Source organism: Streptomyces sp. NPDC058646 (genome assembly GCF_042716875.1).
Classification (GTDB): domain Bacteria; phylum Actinomycetota; class Actinomycetes; order Streptomycetales; family Streptomycetaceae; genus Streptomyces.
Window position 1 is genome coordinate 1 of the sequence record NZ_JBHXRK010000013.1, and the last position, 16267, is coordinate 16267.

The 16267-nt window shown below is 67.9% G+C and carries 15 protein-coding genes and 1 pseudogene; 8 read left to right on the forward strand and 8 right to left on the reverse strand.

Features of this window, described 5'->3' with window-relative positions; all coding sequences use genetic code 11:
- Together ACFWUZ_RS17445 and ACFWUZ_RS17450 are read left to right on the forward strand one after the other, a co-directional pair.
- Positions 1-321: pseudogene (locus ACFWUZ_RS17445) on the forward strand (IS701 family transposase); the annotation flags it as partial.
- 229 nt (positions 322-550) lie between these two features.
- Positions 551-1473 (forward strand): IS5 family transposase gene (locus tag ACFWUZ_RS17450; protein WP_384373005.1). Its coding sequence is split into 2 segments (ribosomal slippage): positions 551-926 and positions 926-1473, totalling 924 coding nucleotides; the frame shifts between segments, so codons are not numbered across the junction.
- 114 nt (positions 1474-1587) lie between these two features.
- On the opposite strand, the gene ACFWUZ_RS17455 is transcribed toward ACFWUZ_RS17450, so the two are convergent.
- Positions 1588-2364 carry an esterase/lipase family protein gene (locus tag ACFWUZ_RS17455; protein ID WP_384373007.1) on the reverse strand — a complete coding sequence of 259 codons (777 nt, stop codon included), beginning with the start codon at positions 2362-2364 and terminating at the stop codon, positions 1588-1590.
- 149 nt (positions 2365-2513) lie between these two features.
- Between ACFWUZ_RS17455 and ACFWUZ_RS17460 the strand changes: the two genes are divergently transcribed.
- The 4 genes from ACFWUZ_RS17460 (at position 2514) to ACFWUZ_RS17475 (ending at position 4641) form a co-directional block, all read left to right on the forward strand.
- Positions 2514-2699: a hypothetical protein gene (locus tag ACFWUZ_RS17460; protein WP_384373009.1), complete on the forward strand. Its 186-nt coding sequence runs from the start codon at positions 2514-2516 to the stop codon at positions 2697-2699.
- A gap of 286 nt (positions 2700-2985) precedes the next feature.
- A complete protein-coding gene (locus ACFWUZ_RS17465; RefSeq protein ID WP_329219709.1) occupies positions 2986-3108 on the forward strand; it encodes a hypothetical protein in 123 nt (40 codons plus the stop codon).
- Between the two features lie 658 nt (positions 3109-3766).
- Positions 3767-3955 carry a hypothetical protein gene (locus ACFWUZ_RS17470; protein WP_384373011.1) on the forward strand — a complete coding sequence of 63 codons (189 nt, stop codon included), beginning with the start codon at positions 3767-3769 and terminating at the stop codon, positions 3953-3955.
- Positions 3956-4290: 335 nt separating this feature from the next.
- The gene (locus ACFWUZ_RS17475; RefSeq protein ID WP_384373013.1) at positions 4291-4641 is read left to right on the forward strand and encodes a hypothetical protein; all 351 of its coding nucleotides are present in this window, start codon (positions 4291-4293) and stop codon (positions 4639-4641) included.
- Positions 4642-4833: 192 nt separating this feature from the next.
- Here ACFWUZ_RS17475 and ACFWUZ_RS17480 read toward each other — a convergent pair whose 3' ends face one another.
- The 7 genes from ACFWUZ_RS17480 to ACFWUZ_RS17510 all read right to left on the reverse strand — a co-directional run bounded on the left by ACFWUZ_RS17480 (position 4834) and on the right by ACFWUZ_RS17510 (position 15133).
- The gene (locus tag ACFWUZ_RS17480) at positions 4834-5115 is read right to left on the reverse strand and encodes a DUF6881 domain-containing protein (RefSeq protein WP_384373015.1); all 282 of its coding nucleotides are present in this window, start codon (positions 5113-5115) and stop codon (positions 4834-4836) included.
- Positions 5116-5117: 2 nt separating this feature from the next.
- Positions 5118-9818 (reverse strand): putative T7SS-secreted protein, encoded by a 4701-nt coding sequence (locus tag ACFWUZ_RS17485; RefSeq protein WP_384373017.1) that lies wholly within the window; start codon positions 9816-9818, stop codon positions 5118-5120.
- Positions 9819-10463, reverse strand: coding sequence for a hypothetical protein (locus tag ACFWUZ_RS17490; protein ID WP_384373019.1), 645 nt, complete (start codon positions 10461-10463; stop codon positions 9819-9821).
- The gene (locus ACFWUZ_RS17495) at positions 10460-10939 is read right to left on the reverse strand and encodes an SseB family protein (RefSeq protein ID WP_384373021.1); all 480 of its coding nucleotides are present in this window, start codon (positions 10937-10939) and stop codon (positions 10460-10462) included. Before ACFWUZ_RS17495 ends, ACFWUZ_RS17490 begins: the two co-directional genes overlap by 4 nt.
- A gap of 686 nt (positions 10940-11625) precedes the next feature.
- Positions 11626-12858 (reverse strand): hypothetical protein, encoded by a 1233-nt coding sequence (locus ACFWUZ_RS17500; RefSeq protein WP_384373022.1) that lies wholly within the window; start codon positions 12856-12858, stop codon positions 11626-11628.
- Between the two features lie 388 nt (positions 12859-13246).
- Positions 13247-14446 (reverse strand): SMI1/KNR4 family protein, encoded by a 1200-nt coding sequence (locus tag ACFWUZ_RS17505; protein WP_384373024.1) that lies wholly within the window; start codon positions 14444-14446, stop codon positions 13247-13249.
- Between the two features lie 546 nt (positions 14447-14992).
- Positions 14993-15133 carry a hypothetical protein gene (locus ACFWUZ_RS17510; protein ID WP_384373026.1) on the reverse strand — a complete coding sequence of 47 codons (141 nt, stop codon included), beginning with the start codon at positions 15131-15133 and terminating at the stop codon, positions 14993-14995.
- A 246-nt stretch (positions 15134-15379) separates the two neighbouring features.
- Here ACFWUZ_RS17510 and ACFWUZ_RS17515 point away from each other — a divergent pair, with 246 nt between their 5' ends.
- Together ACFWUZ_RS17515 and ACFWUZ_RS17520 are read left to right on the forward strand one after the other, a co-directional pair.
- On the forward strand, positions 15380-15928 hold the full coding sequence (locus ACFWUZ_RS17515; protein ID WP_384373028.1) for a phosphatase PAP2 family protein: 549 nt from the start codon (positions 15380-15382) through the stop codon (positions 15926-15928).
- 81 nt (positions 15929-16009) lie between these two features.
- Complete coding sequence (locus ACFWUZ_RS17520) at positions 16010-16204, forward strand: YegP family protein (protein WP_384373030.1); 195 nt, start codon at positions 16010-16012, stop codon at positions 16202-16204.
- Positions 16205-16267 lie beyond the last annotated feature (63 nt).

Below are 16267 nucleotides of genomic sequence, written 5' to 3' on the forward strand. Positions count from 1 at the left end.
ATCGCCCGCCGAAGCGTGAGCCGGCCGGACCAGATCTCCTACTACATCGCCTACTGCCCCGCCGACACCACCCTCGACGAACTCATCCGCGTCGCAGGCAGCCGCTGGGCGATCGAGGAATGCTTCCAGACCGCGAAGCAGGAATGCGGCCTGGACGACTACCAGGTCCGCCGCTACCCCGGCTGGCACCGCCACATCACCCTGGCCATGGCCGCCCATGCCTGCCTCACCGTCCTGCGGGCCCGAGCGTTGGATACCGGGAAAGCAGAAACGGATCCTCCCAGCTCATACCCCTCACCCTCCCCGAAATCCGACGCCTGATCACCCGCCTCGCCCACCGCCGCCCCGCCTCCATCGGCCACGTCCTGCACTGGTCACATTGGCGACGCCGACGCCAACACCAAGCCCGCGTCAGCCACTACAAACAACGCGGCCACACACCACCAGAAACCGCCAACCTGTCAGGCCAAAGACCGTTGCAGTACTAGGCAGTGTCTGATGGCTCTTGCCCGGATGGTGGATCTAGTCCCGCTCCGGGCAAGAGTTGGCCATGGGGCGTCGGCATGAACTGACGAATGCTCAGTGGGATCGCATAGCCCCGCTGCTCCCGGAGACGGGCGGGCCGGGTGGTCGGTGGGCCGACCACCGGACCGTGGTCAACGGCGTGCTCTACCGGACCCGGACCGGGATTCCCTGGCGTGACCTGCCCGAACGCTACGGATCCTGGCAGACCGTCTACGAACGCCACCGCCGCTGGTCGGCCGACGGAACCTGGTCGAAAATCCTGCGGGCGTTACAGGGCGGCGCCGATGCCACCGCCCTGGACGCGGACGGATCGTGGTCGGTCAACGTCGACTCCACCACCTGCCGGGCCCACCAGCACGCGGCCGGAGCCCGGAACCGCCCCCCGGCCGACCACCCCGAAAAAGGGGCGGCACCCGTGTGGACGCAGAGGGCCGTGAGGCCCTGGGACGCTCCCGGGGCGGACTGACCAGCAAGGTCCACCTGCTGGCGGACGACCGCTGCCGGCCCCTGGTCTGGCTGACCTCGCCCGGCCGGCGCGGGGACAGCCCGATGTTCATCCCCCTCATGCAGGCCCTGAACGTGGCCCGCACCGGAGCCGGTCGCCCGCGGACCCGGCCGGACCGGGCCCGTGGCGACAAGGCGTACTCCAGCCGAGCAAACCGCGCCTACCTGCGTAAACGCGGGATCAAGGCCACGATCGCCCAGCCGGACGACCAACGCGCGAAGCGCCGCCGACGCGGCCGGGCCGGCGGTCGCCCGCCAGCCTTCGACCGCGAGCAGTACCGCCGGCGCAACACCGTCGAACGCTGCATCGGAAAGCTGAAGCAACACCGGGCCGTCGCGACCCGGTACGACAAACGCGACTACATCTTCAACGGCACCCTGGCCACAGCAGCCATCGTGATCTGGCTCCGTGACCTCATCAAAGAGCCATCAGACACTGCCTAGTGGAGGTGCAGTTGACGATGGGACAGCCCGTGCACGCTCACGGGCCCTCCCGTGGCTGCCCAGCAGCAGGCCCCCCGTCTTGGCGGTCGGGGCACTGCCGCAGGGCACGGGTGGCTAGCGGAGGTGGGCCTTGACCTGCTCATAGACCGACCGGTCGGTGCGCAGCGCCATGTGGTCGAGGCAGGCGGTGGTGGTGTTGAGCGCTCCGTCGAGGGCGACGCTGCTGGCGGGGTTGACAATGCCGTCGCACGGTGAGCCCCAGGTGGCGTAACGGGAGGCGCCGGGGGTCTCATCGCCCGCGTTGAGATGGTTGAGGAAGTCGGACCCCGGGCGCATCTCGACGCAGGGAGCGCCGCCGCACCAGCGTGCAGTCTGGGTGCCGTGGTTGGGCCCGGCCAGGGAGACCCACGCGTCGACCTTGGAAGCACCGTCGAGGTTCTTGAGGTAGAAGCGGGAGGGCAGGGCGCCCATCGAGTGCGTGACGACGTCCACCTTGGCGGCGCCGGTGGCGTGAAGGATGCGCGCGGCTTCGTCGTAGGCGGCTCCGAACGCGGCGGGGGTGTCGATCTCGCCGGAACGCAGGACGATGGTGCACAGGTGGGTGACGTAGCCGAAGGCGAGGTACTGGCCGACTCCGGGGTCAGGGGTGACGATCGGTGCGGGTCGGCGGCGGCCGCCCCGGCGGATCCTGGGCCGGACGCTTCCACCGGGACGCAGAGTGCGTGGTTCGGGCCGGGCGGCGGGCGGGGCGAGCTGGGTGATCTCTGCCGGCTCTTCCCCGTACGGTTCCGGACCTACGTTGCCGGCGAGCTGGTGGGCGTACTGGACGCGAGCGGGGCGGCGTGCTTCGGAGGCGACCCGGGCGGCCAGGCGCTGCAGGAAGCCGGGCACCTGGGCGCAGCTCCTGCCCGAACAGCAGGCACGGCTGACCGCGCTGGGCATCCAGGCCCCTGAGGGCCCCTCTCTCGCGCACACGGCGAAGGGGCCGAGCAAGGGCCCAGCAGGCATTCCAGCGGGGCCTGGCGGCGCTCGCGCAGTGGGTGCAGCGGGAAGGCGCCCACCAGCCGGTGCCCCGCGCGCACGGCGAGGAGATCACGATCAAGGGCCAGACGGAGCCGGTGACCGTGAAGCCCGGCGTATGGGTCTCCAACACCAAGAGCCGACGCGACAAGCTCACCCCCGACCAACTCGCTTCGCTCGCGAAGCTGGGCGTGGACTGGGCGTGACACGCCACCTCGCCCGTCGTTGAGCCGGGAGGTCAGCGACGTGGAGGCCCCAGGACGTCGTGACCCCCGGGGCCTCCGTCTTGTCTGACCTGTCTCACCGGAGTTGGGCCGGGTCTCACTGAAGATGGACAGATGCTGGTCCGTCTCATCGAAGGTGGGCAGCAGGCGCGCGACCAGCTCGAAAGTGGAAGGGCAAAGTGCCCTCGATCTGGAGAAAGTGCCGTCCGTGCGGTACGTGTCGCGCTACTGTCCCCACCTTGCGGCACTGACATGTTGGGAGATGACGATGGACCGGACAGAGCTACAGGCCAAGATCGACGAGCTGATGCGCCAGTACCACGACGAGGAGATTGACGGCGCAACCTACGCCCAGGCGATGATGGAGTTGACCGCCTCCGCCCAGGAGTGATGCCCGCTCCGCAGTTGATCCTCTCGGCATAGGTGCGCAGCCGACCCGTCTCACCGAAGGTGTACCGATGCGCGGTAGCGCTGGTCACGCCCGATCTATCGAGTACTTGGCCAGGGCCTCGGCGTCAGCTCGTCGAGGCTACGGTCATCTCACCGGCAGGCGCCTCTCCGGTGTCCGAGGGCGGCGCACCATCGGCGGTGAGTTCCGACTCCGGCTCCACTTTCGGGCTGGTCGCGGGCCTGCTGTCCACCTTCGATGAGGCGGACCAGCATCTGTCCATCTTCAGTGAGACACGACCCAACTCCCGTGAGACAGGTCATTGTCCTCCGGCACCGGATGTTGGTGCAACACAGGCTGTAACACAGGTCCCTGACGGCTGGGTGCTCGTATTCGTGCAGGTCAGGGCTGCAATGCGAAGGCGTGTTGCAGGACCGGTGTTGCACGGTCGAGCGGGTGCGTCGCAGCGGTGGCGCGATCGTCACCGCTTCGGGTGGCGCGTTCTTCGCGGCGAGGGGTGCCTTGCCGAAGCACGCACCCCTGTGGCCCGGAGCGGCTATACCGGAGCGGAGCCGCCTGCCCTGCTCGCCGTAAGAGAAGGAGTCCACCGCCTCATGACCGACGCCGCGAACACCCCTCCCACCACCTGCGCCGCCCGCGTGTGATCACGATCGTCGCCGTCGTCATCGGCGTCGCCTACATGGGCTTATGGACCTTCATCTCGGTACCTCAGCTCACGGACTACATCGGCCGCCGGGACATCGACTTCCCGGTGTTCCTGGCCATCGCGGCCATCGCCGGCCCCACCCTGTTCTGGGCCTTCATCGGCCTCGGCCTCGCCTCGGGCTGAGCAAGACGGGCTGGGCGGCCGGACTCGCCAGCACCGGCATCCTCGCCACCCTCACCTACGGGTGGCTCCTCGCCTCCTCCGACGGCCACGGCTTCGCCTACTGGCTGTTCCTCACCCTGATCGTCGCCACCACCCTCGGCGCCTTCTGCGTGACTCCCTACGCCCTCGTCCGCGGCACCGTCGGACGCCGCTGACCCTCCGAGCCGGAGCCGAGGGCGCGTACAGGCGCCGCCTACGACGGCCCCTGGTTCGTCGCACCCCACCGACCCGGCGAACCCCTCCAGGGCGCGGCGCTGCTGTTCTTCGCGGGCGATCTGCTGCGCGAGGACGTCGCGGTGGATGTACGGGTCGACGGCGGCGAGGACCAGGCGCTGGAGTTCGTCCGGCTCCAGCGCCTCCACTTCCCACTGGACCGGGCGCTCGATGTCGAAGCCGTAGCGGCGGGCGAAGGCCGGCCACCTCGGGTCGCCGCGCTTGCCTTCGGTCGCCGGGAGTCCGTACGTGCGCATCTGCTCGTAGGTGAGCAGCACCCGGGTCACCGAGCTCCAGCAGCCCGTGCGCTCTACCCAGTCCCGCTCGAGGTCCCCGCCGGAGCAGTCGAAGTCGCCGACCACTGCAAGGTGGGCTTCGCGTTGCTCGTGGGCGACGCGGTGGCGGACGACGTCGGCATATGGACTGGGAGCTGAAGCCGCGGACCACGAGCGCGGGGATGCCCGCGAACTCCCTGCGCATCCTCTGCGCGATCAGGGCTGTGGGTTCGCTTTTCAACCTGAGGTTGAAAAAGGGTTAGTGGTTGACGACGGCCGGCCGGCGCGGAAGCCACCCGCATCACGGTCCGGCCAGGCCATTCGTGAACCGAATGTCTCGCGCCCACTGTGTTATGAGGGCCAGTTCGCTTGCTGCCAGACGGCCTCAAACTCGCCGCGCGTGATGCGTGTTGCCACAAACTCTGGTTGCTGCGCGACTTCGTCGATGGAGCCCAGCGGGATTTCACTGAGACCGATCTCTCGATACTCGTGTGACTCATCCGCCTTGAGGGTCCTCCCGTCACGATATTTCTGGATCTTCCGTGTCTCGTACCGGTCGTCGCCGAGCTCGCTGTAGATGACGATAGGCTCATCCATGAAATCGTGGAGCCACTCCACGCGCCAGTGTTCCATTCCTAGTTCTTTCCGTGATTGATGATTCGACCGGACAAGTCGAGATTCCCATCATTGAGAATTACGTAGACATCCGGGCGTTCGACGGAACGCATCACTTCGAGGCCGCGGACGTCGATCTCGAAGAAGTGTGTGAATTTATTTCCAGACCAGGGGACGCGCAGAAATGCATGTGACAACTGGCCAGGTCTCTTGGTTCCCGGCTGAATGTCGGACAGGTACTGACCGTCGCCGAATCTCGCATCCTTGGGATTATGTTCCTTGATTGATGGCCACATTTCCTGGCTTTCCAGCATGCCGTCGTAGCCGTCTCCGTTCGTGTAGTGGTAAAGGGAGCCGAGTTCTTCGTCTGGGACCCGCTCCACCCTGTAAGGGCACAGCTCGGGGGCGAGCCCCAGGGCGTCGCTTACGGTGTGAGGGTTGCTGACGTATGCGGTGGGGTTGGGGTCTGGGATGAGGCCCAGAGGGTCGCTGCTCAGGTATCGGGCAGTCTCGGGGTCATATATTCGGTGGAAGTTGTAGTGCAGGCCTGTTTCGTGATCGAAGTATTGGCCGGGAAAACGCAGCGGGGTGTAAGCTGTCGCGTTCGCGTTCCAAGCGGTGATACCCCACAGGCTTGACCGGGTTTGCCAGGCGAGGCTGCCGTGCTCGTCGATCAGTTCGGTCGGCGCACCGATGAGGTCGGTAATGATACCGAAGAACCGTTCGTCGATCACGTCCTGCGCCGCCTCGTTCGCGCGGATGCGTTCGAACTGCGTGATCGGACGAAGGCCTTCGTGTTCCCACGTGAGGGTGAGGGCCGTCGTTCTGACGTCCGAGGTGGTCTGCTCGCACAAGGTGGCGCCATCCCATGTGAAGCGGACTTCCTCGAGGACGTTCTCGCCGTCGTCTGAAATTCTTTCCTTGGCTATGCGGCGGCCGAGAGGATCATAGCGATAACGCCATCTGGCGCCATCCGGCGTGGTAATTGCAGCGAGTCGATCGTCGGCATCCCACTCGTACCGCCACGTGTCGGGCTTACGGGACAGCCGCGTCTTCTGGCGCAATGTGATGCGGCCCAGTGCGTCGTGCTCGTACCGGATACTGCCGGCTCGGGTGATGGCCGAACCCTGGTATGCCCTACGGCCGGTGGCTTCCTGCCCAGGATGGGACGTCGGCCATGATGCCTGCGTCTGGTTACCTGCTGCGTCGTAGGCGTATCGCTCGGCCCAATCGGTCGCCCGGACCTCGGTGACCCGTCCAACGGCATCGAGCTCGAAGGACCTATATCTAGCGGATCCGCCGTCTCCATCCGCACTTTCCTGAAGGCCGACAAGGTGACCATCCGCCCGATATTGATACCCACGGTGCTGGATGTCGCGATCCTGGGCGGTCACGTGCTGGCCGGTCATGCGGCCCAGCTGATCGAACTGAAAGGCCAGTGAGACAGCGTCACCGATCCGGCGGGTCGTCTCCTGACCAGCCATGTCGTGCTCGAAGGTGAGTACATGCCCGCAGGCAGTCAGAGACTCCCGTTGACCCGCGGCATCGTAGGAGTAGGTGCTGACGGCTCCGCCAGGGGTCTTGCGCGAGACCCTTCGGCCGAGCGGGTCGTATTGGTACGACAACCTATGATTGTCGACTGTCTCCGATATGAGGCGGCCGTACTGGTCGCGCAGGCGCGTGAGTTTCGAGTCGGGGCTTACGGCGACCGCCAGGCGGTCCGAAAGGTCGTAGGCGTACGTCGTCGCTACTCCCGCCGAGTCCTTGACTACGATGCGGTCCATTGCGTCGCGCTCGTAGCGGATCGTCCTCCCGAGCTCGTCGGTGCGCGCGGTGAGCCGTCCGGCGGCGTCGCGTTCGTAGACGACGCGGCGGTTGTCGAAGTCAGTCTCGGCCACGAGGTAGCCGGCAGCGTTGTACTTGTAGTCCCAAGTCTCGCCTAGAGGATTGCGCACCTGTACTAGGCGGAGTTCGTGGTCGTGGCTGAATTCGTACCTGGCACCGTCCGGGCCGATGCGGGCCGCAAGGAGGTCGAAATGGGTGTACTCAAAATGGGAGACGCCCCCCATGGCGTCGGTGTGGGTCAGGCAGTTCCCCTCACCGTCGTAGGTCCATGACTGCTCGGTTCCGTCGGCTTCGACCCGACGGGCAAGCTGGCCCTCTTGGGTCCACGCGAAGCGAGTAACGTTGCCGAGCGGATCCGTGAGCCCGACCGGGCGCCCATATACGTCACGTTCGATGTGGCGAATCGCCCCCAGGGGGTTGGTCACCCTGATGACAAGGCCGGCCTGGTTGTGCTCAAGGCGGGTGGTGTGACCCAGGGCATCGGTGACCGTAGTCAGCTGCCCTGCTTCGTTGAACGTGAATCGGGTGACCGCTCCCGTTGGGGCAGTCACGCTTGTACGGTTACCACGCTCGTCGTATGTATGGTGGACGGTCGTCCGGTCGGGGTTAGTGATCCGGGTCTGGAGCCCCAGATCGTTGTACTCGGCAGACGCCTTCCTGCCGTCGGGCCGGGTAAGCGCGGTGAGGCGGCCTCGGTCGTCGTACTGGAACCGAGCGTCGTGACCGAGAGGGTCAGTGCGTGAAAGGATCCGGTTGTAGCGGTCGCGATTGAAATGGGTGACGGAGCCGAGAGGGTCGATCTCTTTGATGATCTGGCACGCGTCGTTGACCACGTACTGGTGGACCGCCCCTGTGCCGCTGATCGCTGTGGTGACGCGTAGCCCGGTTTCGATGTCGATAGCGTCATAGTCGATGCGGAGGCTCGCATGCCCCTCGGCTCCTCCCTCGGCGACGCAGCGGTCGTAGTCGTCGTACGCGTACTCGTAGCGGCTGTCGTTGGTGTCGGTCCACGAGGTCACGCGGCCACGTTCGTCGTAGGTGAACCGCAGTGGCAGCCCGGAGGAGTTGAATACCTCGGTGAGGTGGCCATCTGTGTAGCTGTAACGGCGGATCTCCTGGTCACTGCCGTCAGGTGCTGCGGCGGCGAGCTGCAGCGAGGTGATGCGCCCCTGCCTGGTTGTCAGCTTCAGGTGGTAGCCGCCGTGGTGGATGATCGCGTTCGGTGTGCCGGCGTGGTCGTACTCGAAGCTGATCCAGTTGCCGTTACGGTCGTCGATCTGGGTGAGCAGGGCCTCGTTCGGGTGGCGGGTCTCGAAGTGCCGTACGCGTCCGGTATCCGGGTCGGTGATCGTGTAGTCCCCGTGGCGGTCGCGGTCGAGGGGCCACCGAGGGCCGTGACTAGGTAGGACGGGGACACCCGGGGCGGGGTGCGGGTAGCAGAGCAGCAAGCCGTCATCAGAGACGAATACAACACCCTCGGAGTCGATCTCGAGACGTTGGTCGGCGGTGGAGGACCAGGAGGGGCCGAACCAACGCCCCGCGCGGTAGTCGGACGCGACTCGGCGGCGGAAGACGAGGGGGAGCGTGCCGGGAAGTGTGATGTCCGTCTGCGGCAGGTACATGGCGCCCGTGGCCAGGTCGATCGGGTCCGAGGGGTCGTTCTCGGCCGCTCTTTCCGTGCGGGAGGGATTAGCGGGGTTCTCGACTCCACTGCGTGCGGGGCCCGGCGTCTCTCCGTCCAGTCCCTGTTTGAGACCGTTCTTCATTCCGGCGCGGATGCCGCCGCGTATGACTCCGGCACCTTTGGTGCCGATGATTTCGGGGACGAGGCGGCCGAGGAATTCGCTCGGGTCTCCCTTGGCGGCGTCCCAGGCGTTCTTCAGTGCCCGGTCCGGGTGTGCGGCGGTGGATGCCAGGCCGGCCAGGGTCATGTTGATGTTCTTGTAGTACTCGGCCGGGTGGGTGATGTTGTAGAGGTCGAGGGGGTTGACCGCGCGGACGAAGTTGGTGATCCCGACGACGCCCTTGACCACACCACCTCCGAAGTGGAGCATCTCCACGCCCTGGCCCACACCCCAGTCGGCGAGGTTGAACTTGGCCCGGTCCGTGGCCGACGGCATCTCCGGCGCATGGGCGAGCGCGGCCGCGACCGCCTTGGCCGCCGTGTCGGCCGCCTCGTTGCGCTGACGGCGGGCGTCCTCCAGGACCTCCTGCGCCCGGTCCCGGCCGGCCTTGCCCGGATCGGTGAACGGATCCGGCTTGGGCAGCGGCTTGTCGCCCGTACGCGCCTCGTTGTAGGCGTCGACCTTCTGGTTGTAGGCGTCGACCGCGGCCTTGGAGGCCTCCTGCCCCTTCTTGTAGAGGGCGATGGCCTCCTTCGCCTTGCCCTGCGCCCACGTCACCGTCGTCGCATACGTCGCCAACGCCGTGGCCGCGGCCTCGAACGCGTCCGCCGCGTGCAACCAGTCCGTGGGAAGCGTCTGGAACTTCTCCCGGAACGCGTTCGCCGCCTCGCCCTTCCAGCGACTGGAGTCCAGGGCCTTCATCCCCTGACCCACCGAGTCGAAGGCACTCTTGAAGTCCCGCAGGTTCTTGACGCTGGCGTCGATGTCAGCGACCTTGCCGTGGATCAGCTCGTTGGCCTCCTCGGTCTGCCCGAGCTGCTGCTCGCCGACCTTCGCCCCCAGCGACGACGCCGTACGGTCACCCCAGTCCTCGACCGAGTCCGCCCAGTCCTCCGCGCCGACGTACTCCAGACCGTCCCCGACCACATCCGTGGCCTTGTCGATGCCCTCGCCGACGATCCGCTTGCCGGCGTCCACACCCTCTTCGAGCTTGCCCAGACCCTTGTCGACCAGCCCCCCGAAATCCACCATCTACTCGCTCCCCCACGTGGGCTGCTTCGCCCTGTCCACTGCCTCCTGCGTGGGATCCAGCGTCTCCCGCAGCTCCTGGTCCAACAGCTCCCGCTGCTTCCCCTCCAGCAGACCCGAGTTCTCCATCGAGTCCAGCAGCCCGTCCTCCACGTCGTACGCGGTGTCCTGCCAGGTCTGCTTCACCTCCGCATGGGCATCGGAGAACGACTCGCCGCTCCAGTTGGCCCCGTCCCACTGATGCTGGTCCCGGATCTCGTCCCAGTCCTTGGCCTTGACCTCGTCCTCCGACAGATGCGGATTGCCGTTCATCCCGTTCACCGCGATCTTGAAGGTGTCCTTGATGTACTGCTCCTGCTCACCGATCGCACCCGCCGACAGACCCACCGCGTTCGCGAAACCGTTCCCGCGCATCATCAGGCCCCGCACGCCCCACTCCCAGCGCTCACAGAACGTCTTGAACCCCGACGCCAGCCCGTCGTGACCCAACTGCATCCCGGACAGGGACAGATCCGAGAACCCGCGCCCCGTGGACGCCTCCCCGATCATGCCCAGGTCCTTCAACTCACCGTGCGCCTTGTTGATGCCATCGGCTATCAGCTTCAACGCACCCGGAGGCAGATCCAGATCAGCGTCAGAACCACTCACTGCGCGCCCCCGAGATCGACCACGGATGACTCCGGCACCACACCGGCAACCGGCGGAAACAGCATCCCGTCCTCCCCACCGGCATCCAGCGCCACACCCGCCGGCACCCCCAGCATCGGCACCATCACATCCAGCAGCCGCGCACCGAGCACCGTGCGGTACTCCCACTCCCGCTCAGCGTCACCCTGCGCACGAGCGAACCCGGCCAGCGCCTCCTCGTCCGAGAACGCACAGATCCACCGGATACCGCCCTGCTCAGCCGTCCACAGACTGCCGTACGGATCGAACGGCACCAGCACCGCAGTACGCCGGAACTCACCCAGCAACGCCGCGAACTCCCGCCGCGCCGCAGCCTCCCGCCCGCCGACGGACGCCCCGGCAGCCGCTCCCGTCACGGAGGTAACCTCGGCCGCATCAGCCGGACCGGCCATACCGGCCGCAACAGGCTGTCCGGCATGCGAATCCGTCTCCGGCACGGCGGAAACCTCGACCCCGTCAGCCGGACCGGCCAGGTCGGCCAGCCGAAGGGGTTGTCCCGGTCGCGGGTCCAGCCCGCTGGAAGTCTCCCCAGTCCTTGTCATGAAAGCGATCATCGCATAACCCGATTTGTCTGGGCTCTTCAGCGCCTTGGGGCAACACGCAACAGAACGGAACGGGCGAGTCGGACCCCGGCCGGCTGCGTCGCCGGAGCGTGAACCCGGCAGTTGGGCCGGTCGACCCCGCTGAGCTGCCCGGTGTGCACCGCAACGACGAGACGCGCATCACCACAACGAACTCGGCTTCCAAGACCTCCGATCGCAGCGGCCGCGGGGTGGCTCGTCCAGGCCAGGACGCCCCAGGGGCGGCGGATCTGCTGCAGGGCATCGAACAGCGGTAGCAGTTCGGCGCGGACGGAGCCGGTGCCGTCGCCGAGGAGGCCGCGGCCCCTGGCCGACATTCGATCATTCCGCTGACGTCGCTCGACATGGAGAGATCCTGCCTGCGCAGGCCAGGCGTCAGCATTTCCTTTTCGCGCGCGTGCGTACGTGGCCCGGTCGAGGTTCTGGCTCAGCCGGATCCGTAGACGTCATAGGGGCGCCTCATGCGCGGTTCCGGCCAACTACACCGCTCAGCGGCAACTACGTGCTCAGCCGCAGACTCCGCCCACGTAACGCCAGCATTTTCAGCTCAGCAGAGGATTGCCCTGGAGGTTCGCTTCCCCGCACGGCCAGGGGCCCTCGGCCAGGGAGCCCAGCGGCGTACGGAAAACCAGGACCTCGTTGTCCAGGGAGACGACGACGATGCCTTCGTCCAGCAGTAGCGCGCGCCCGATGACGGCTCGGCTGTCGTCCATGGCGAACAGTTCTTGTCCGGCGAGGTCTGTGTCCACGGCGAGCAGCTTGCCGTCCCGCCAGAACACCGCGGTTCCCTCGCAGTCCATCGCGGGGTAGGACGTGTGGTAGCCCGTCAGTTCCGGCCCGTCCACGAGGCGGTTGTCCGGTGCGAGCCTCCGGAAGCGTGATCTCGAAGGAAGGTGGTTCTCAAGCTCGGGGCCGCTGGCACTGCCGTTCTTGTCGACGAGCATGGCCCCGTGGCTGGCCCAGCGCGCGGTTTCGGCGCCGTCACGGCCGAAGTAGCCGGTCGTGAACGCGCCGTAGCCCTGGGATCCGATCAGGAACTGGCCAGGGCCGGCTATCGCCTTTCGGCCTGTGGGAGCGGGAGAGGTGGCCGACACGGTCTTTCCGCTGTCCAGGTCGAGGAAGAAGGTCCGCCCGATGCCGCCCCGTGTGTCGGTGAAGCTGGCTGCGATCCGGTCGGCCGATACGAGCAGTGGCTCCCAGTGGTCTACGCCGATCTCCTCCGGGACCCAAGGAGTACGCGGCCGAATCTCCCACCCGGTCCGGACACCCGTCTCCACCACACCCGGGAACGACACCGCGCCGAGCACGATGGGCGTGGACCAGAGGCACTCGCCCTCTCGCGTGTACCGGGCCACGCGAGGCTCCGGTGCAGACGTGGGCCGGCTTCGTTCTCCACGGACCAGGCGGGAAGCGCTGACCCAGGAAATGACGAACCCGTCGTCGAGGAGGACGAACGCCCCGATCTCCTCGTCGGGGCGGCGCTCCGGGCGGGCGGTGGGCCCAGTGGATCCGTCCGGCAGAACACCTTCCAGCAGTCGGCCGTCGCCATCCGGGTAGGCGACCCACAGCGTGCCCTCCGTGGACAGACGGGATTGCGGCCTGCCCGTCCCGGGGTAGGTCCGCTGCCACGCCACCTTGCCTGAGAGGTCGACCCTCGTGATCACGGTCACCAGGGGATTTGCACCGTAGCCGGTCACGGTCAACAGCCCGGAGGGATCGGACGTGGCCACAGCTCGGACCTGGCCCGGAAGGGTGAAGCGCGAAGAGAGGGTCATGCGCCGCATCTTGCCGCATGCCTCCGTCCGCAGCGGTTAGGACCTCTGCAGCGCCGTCTCGGCCAACTGGAATGCTTCGGGGCCAACTTCGATGCTCACAGCCGGGGCTGGCTGCGGCAGCACCGCCCCATCGCTGGGCCTGGTTCTTTCTGCCAGGGGCGGATGATGACGGTGGCGGAGTGCAGCGACCCCAGGGGGATTCTGAGATAGAGGGCGGTGGAGCGCCGGGAGCGGCCGGTGGCCATCTGGTCGAGTCGGATCGTCGCGTCCCGCCGCAGTTGCCGTCGCGGTGCGTCGAGATCGGCCCCGGCCGCCGCCCGGATCACCACCACCGGGACCGTCCTGCGCGCCGGCCGGACGGGGAACCGGGCCATGGTCAGCCGAGGGCTCACCAGTAGGCGCGGTCGTCCCAGGGCCGGAAGTCCGCGCACTCGACAGGGTCGTCGCCCTCGTCCAGGGCGGCGAACCCAGGGGTGGCCAGGGAGCCGCGTTGCCAGTCGAGGAGGGTGTCGATCAGGCCGCCCTCCAGTGGCGGTCCCTGGTCCGCGTGGCGGGGCCAGACGATCAGCGGCCAGGTGTCGGGATCCCCGCCGTCGGTGAGCCAGCCGAGGTAGTCGCCGTCGATGGAGTTGGCGAAGGGGAGGAAGCCGCCGGGCTCGGGCCAGACGGCCAGCGGGTACCAGCCCGCGTTGCCGTCCTTGAGCTGCCGGTAGGCGTCCGCTGTGTCCTCGACGTGCGTGAGGAAACGCCGCTCGCCTGTCCGGAGCGGGGTGTGCAAACGCAGCCACCCGCTCCACATGCCGGCGCCGTACTCGTCCATCAGCCGCACGTACTCCCCGGGCAGCCGTGCGCCCAGCTCGGCGAACAGTCCCTCCCAGGAGCCGTTGCCCAGGTACGGCCGCTCGGGTGGCGGCGCCAGCAGCCGCAGTGCGTCCAGCCCGGTGCCGGTCTCCAGCGCGATTCGGCGCTCGGCCTCGGTGAGCCGAGGCGAAACAGGGGCCGGCGGGGTCCACGCCTCGGCGTCGGGCAGGAAGGCGGTCCGCGCGAACGTGCCCGGCAGCGGGCCCAGCATCGGGCCGGGAGGAGAAGGGAGCTCCCAGGTGTCGCGGACGGTGTGCCGCAGGTAGTCGGTGAGCGTCAGGTCGTACCGGTGCCACCGGAGCAGGCCACTGCCCGGCACCGCCCCCGAGTGCCGTACCACCACGGTCCACTTGTCGGGGTCCACGGAGGCAGAGGTGTCCCAGAACAACACGTCACTGCCCCGCGTGCAGCCCCAGGCCAACAGGCCGCCGGGCTCGGGGTGGAGCACGGGCCGCTCGGCCTCGGGCAGCTCCCGCGCCTCGATCCGCGCCTCCCGGTGCGTCGCGCGCAGCCACTCGCCGTAGTCGAAGCGGTCCCGCTGGACGCACGGCACGTGGATCCACACGTACTCACCGAAGTCCAGCGGCCCGTACCGGTCGGCAAGCCGCTTGTAGTCGGCCGGCAGCCGCAGTCCGAGCCGGTCCTCGACGACCGCCCAGTCTATGGGTACAGAGGAGGGCGGGCGCCCGGTGGAAGGGGTGGCAAACGTGCTTATGTCCGATGTCAATTGACGTCCTTCCCGCGTGCCATGTGCTCGGCAGATTCTTCCGTCTCCGCGGACCAGGAGGAAATCGGGCGGCGGCGGGTATGCCTCGCGGGTCGGACTGGCGCGCCTGCAGGACGAGATCGCCCGCCGGGTGGCGAACTGGACGCGGATCGGAGACCGAGGTGGCTCGAGGAAGCACAGTACGCGCTGGTTGACCTGAACCTGGTGACAGCAAAGCTCGCCTAAGGGGACGAAGCGAAGCCGGGTTCCAGGAGGTGCGGTGCGGTAGAGGGACGTCGTTGGTGACCGGTAGCCGTGGCACGGCGTTGTCCCGGCATGGACAGGGACGACGAAGGCTTCCTCGGCGTACTCCGCGGCGCCGCCACCGACACCGGCCTGAAGCTGCTGACCGGCGACGAAGCACGCGCGATCATGATGCTGCTCGGCGCCCTCGAGGAAGAGACCCGCTCCGAGGAGGTCCGCGCCGCCGCAGGCGGGATGCGGTTTCGCCTCGGATCCCGCCCCGCGCTGCCCGCAGTCCCCGCAGCCCCCTACTGGGTGGAAGCCTCAGCCCGCGGCAGCTGCGGGCCCCTGGCCGAACCTGGGCACGTCCACGGCCGTGACGTCCAGGCGCAGCCGCTTGAACAGGAGCGGGTGCCGGAAGACGCCGCCCCGGTCCGCGGACCGGTCGGCGCTGATCTCAGCCATCAGCTCCGGGCGGACCAGGACCGCGTACCAGGACGTCGCTCGACCCCGACGCGGCGGCGAACCGCACCCTGGTCCACGGGTGCCCGGGGCCGGCAGCGGTCAGGGGCTCGGCGACCTGGCGGGCCTGCTCCGGGCGAAGCGCGAGCGTGCGGCCCACCGCCCGCAGCCGGCCCGCATCCTCGCGCCGACCCAGAAACAGGAGCTGCGGGCGGTGTGGTGCGGTCCTCGAGGGGGAAGCGGCGCAGCATGGGAATCGTGGAGTCGGTGCGCAGCGGTGATCATCGGTTGACGAGGCGGATGGCCGCGTGGGATTCGGCTTGGGCCCGCGAGCTGCTGCCGCCGGTCGAGGAAGCGGCCGAGCACACGAAGCTGTGGTGGGCCGCCGCCGGGGCCATGGCGGCCTGCGGGGGCTGGCGGGGCCGCAAGGCGGCAGCGGCCGGGATCGCAGCCATGGCGGTGGCGGAGCTGTTGTCCAACGGGGTCGGCAAGCAGATCGTCGAGCGGCGGCGTCCGCCGAAGGAGTGGATCCCGCACGACGATGTCGAGGACCGGCCCGACAGCTCTTCCTTCCCCTCCGGGCACACCGCCGCCGCGGTGGCGTTCACTGCGGCCGTCGCGCCCACCTGGCCGTGGGCCGGTGCCGCATGCGCCGTACCGACTGTGCTGGTGGCGATCGAGCGGGTCCACAGCGGCGCGCACTACCCCTCCGACGTCGCAGCCGGTGCTGTCATCGGCCTGGCCGGAGCCGCCCTGATCCGCGCGGCGCCACGCCTCGCTGTCCGCCACGTGGGATGACCACAAGTCGCCGCGGGTGACCGGCAGGCTGCGGGGTAAGCGCGCCCCGACAGCGTGCACATTCGAATGGAGGGGTCTGCCATGGCGGCGCGATTCGAGGTCCGGCACAAGCCCGGCAAGGGCTATCACTTCGTTCTGATCGCAACCAACGGGCAGGTCATCGCGACCAGCGAGCACTACGAGAGCCACCGGTCATGCCTTGACGGCATCGACTCCGTCAAACGCAACGCCGACGCCCCCGTCCAGGACATCACCCGTAGCGATCAGAGCCACTGACCGGCGCGGCAACACAAGAGCAACACCGAGGGCCGCCATCGTGCAGCCATCGGCCAGAACATG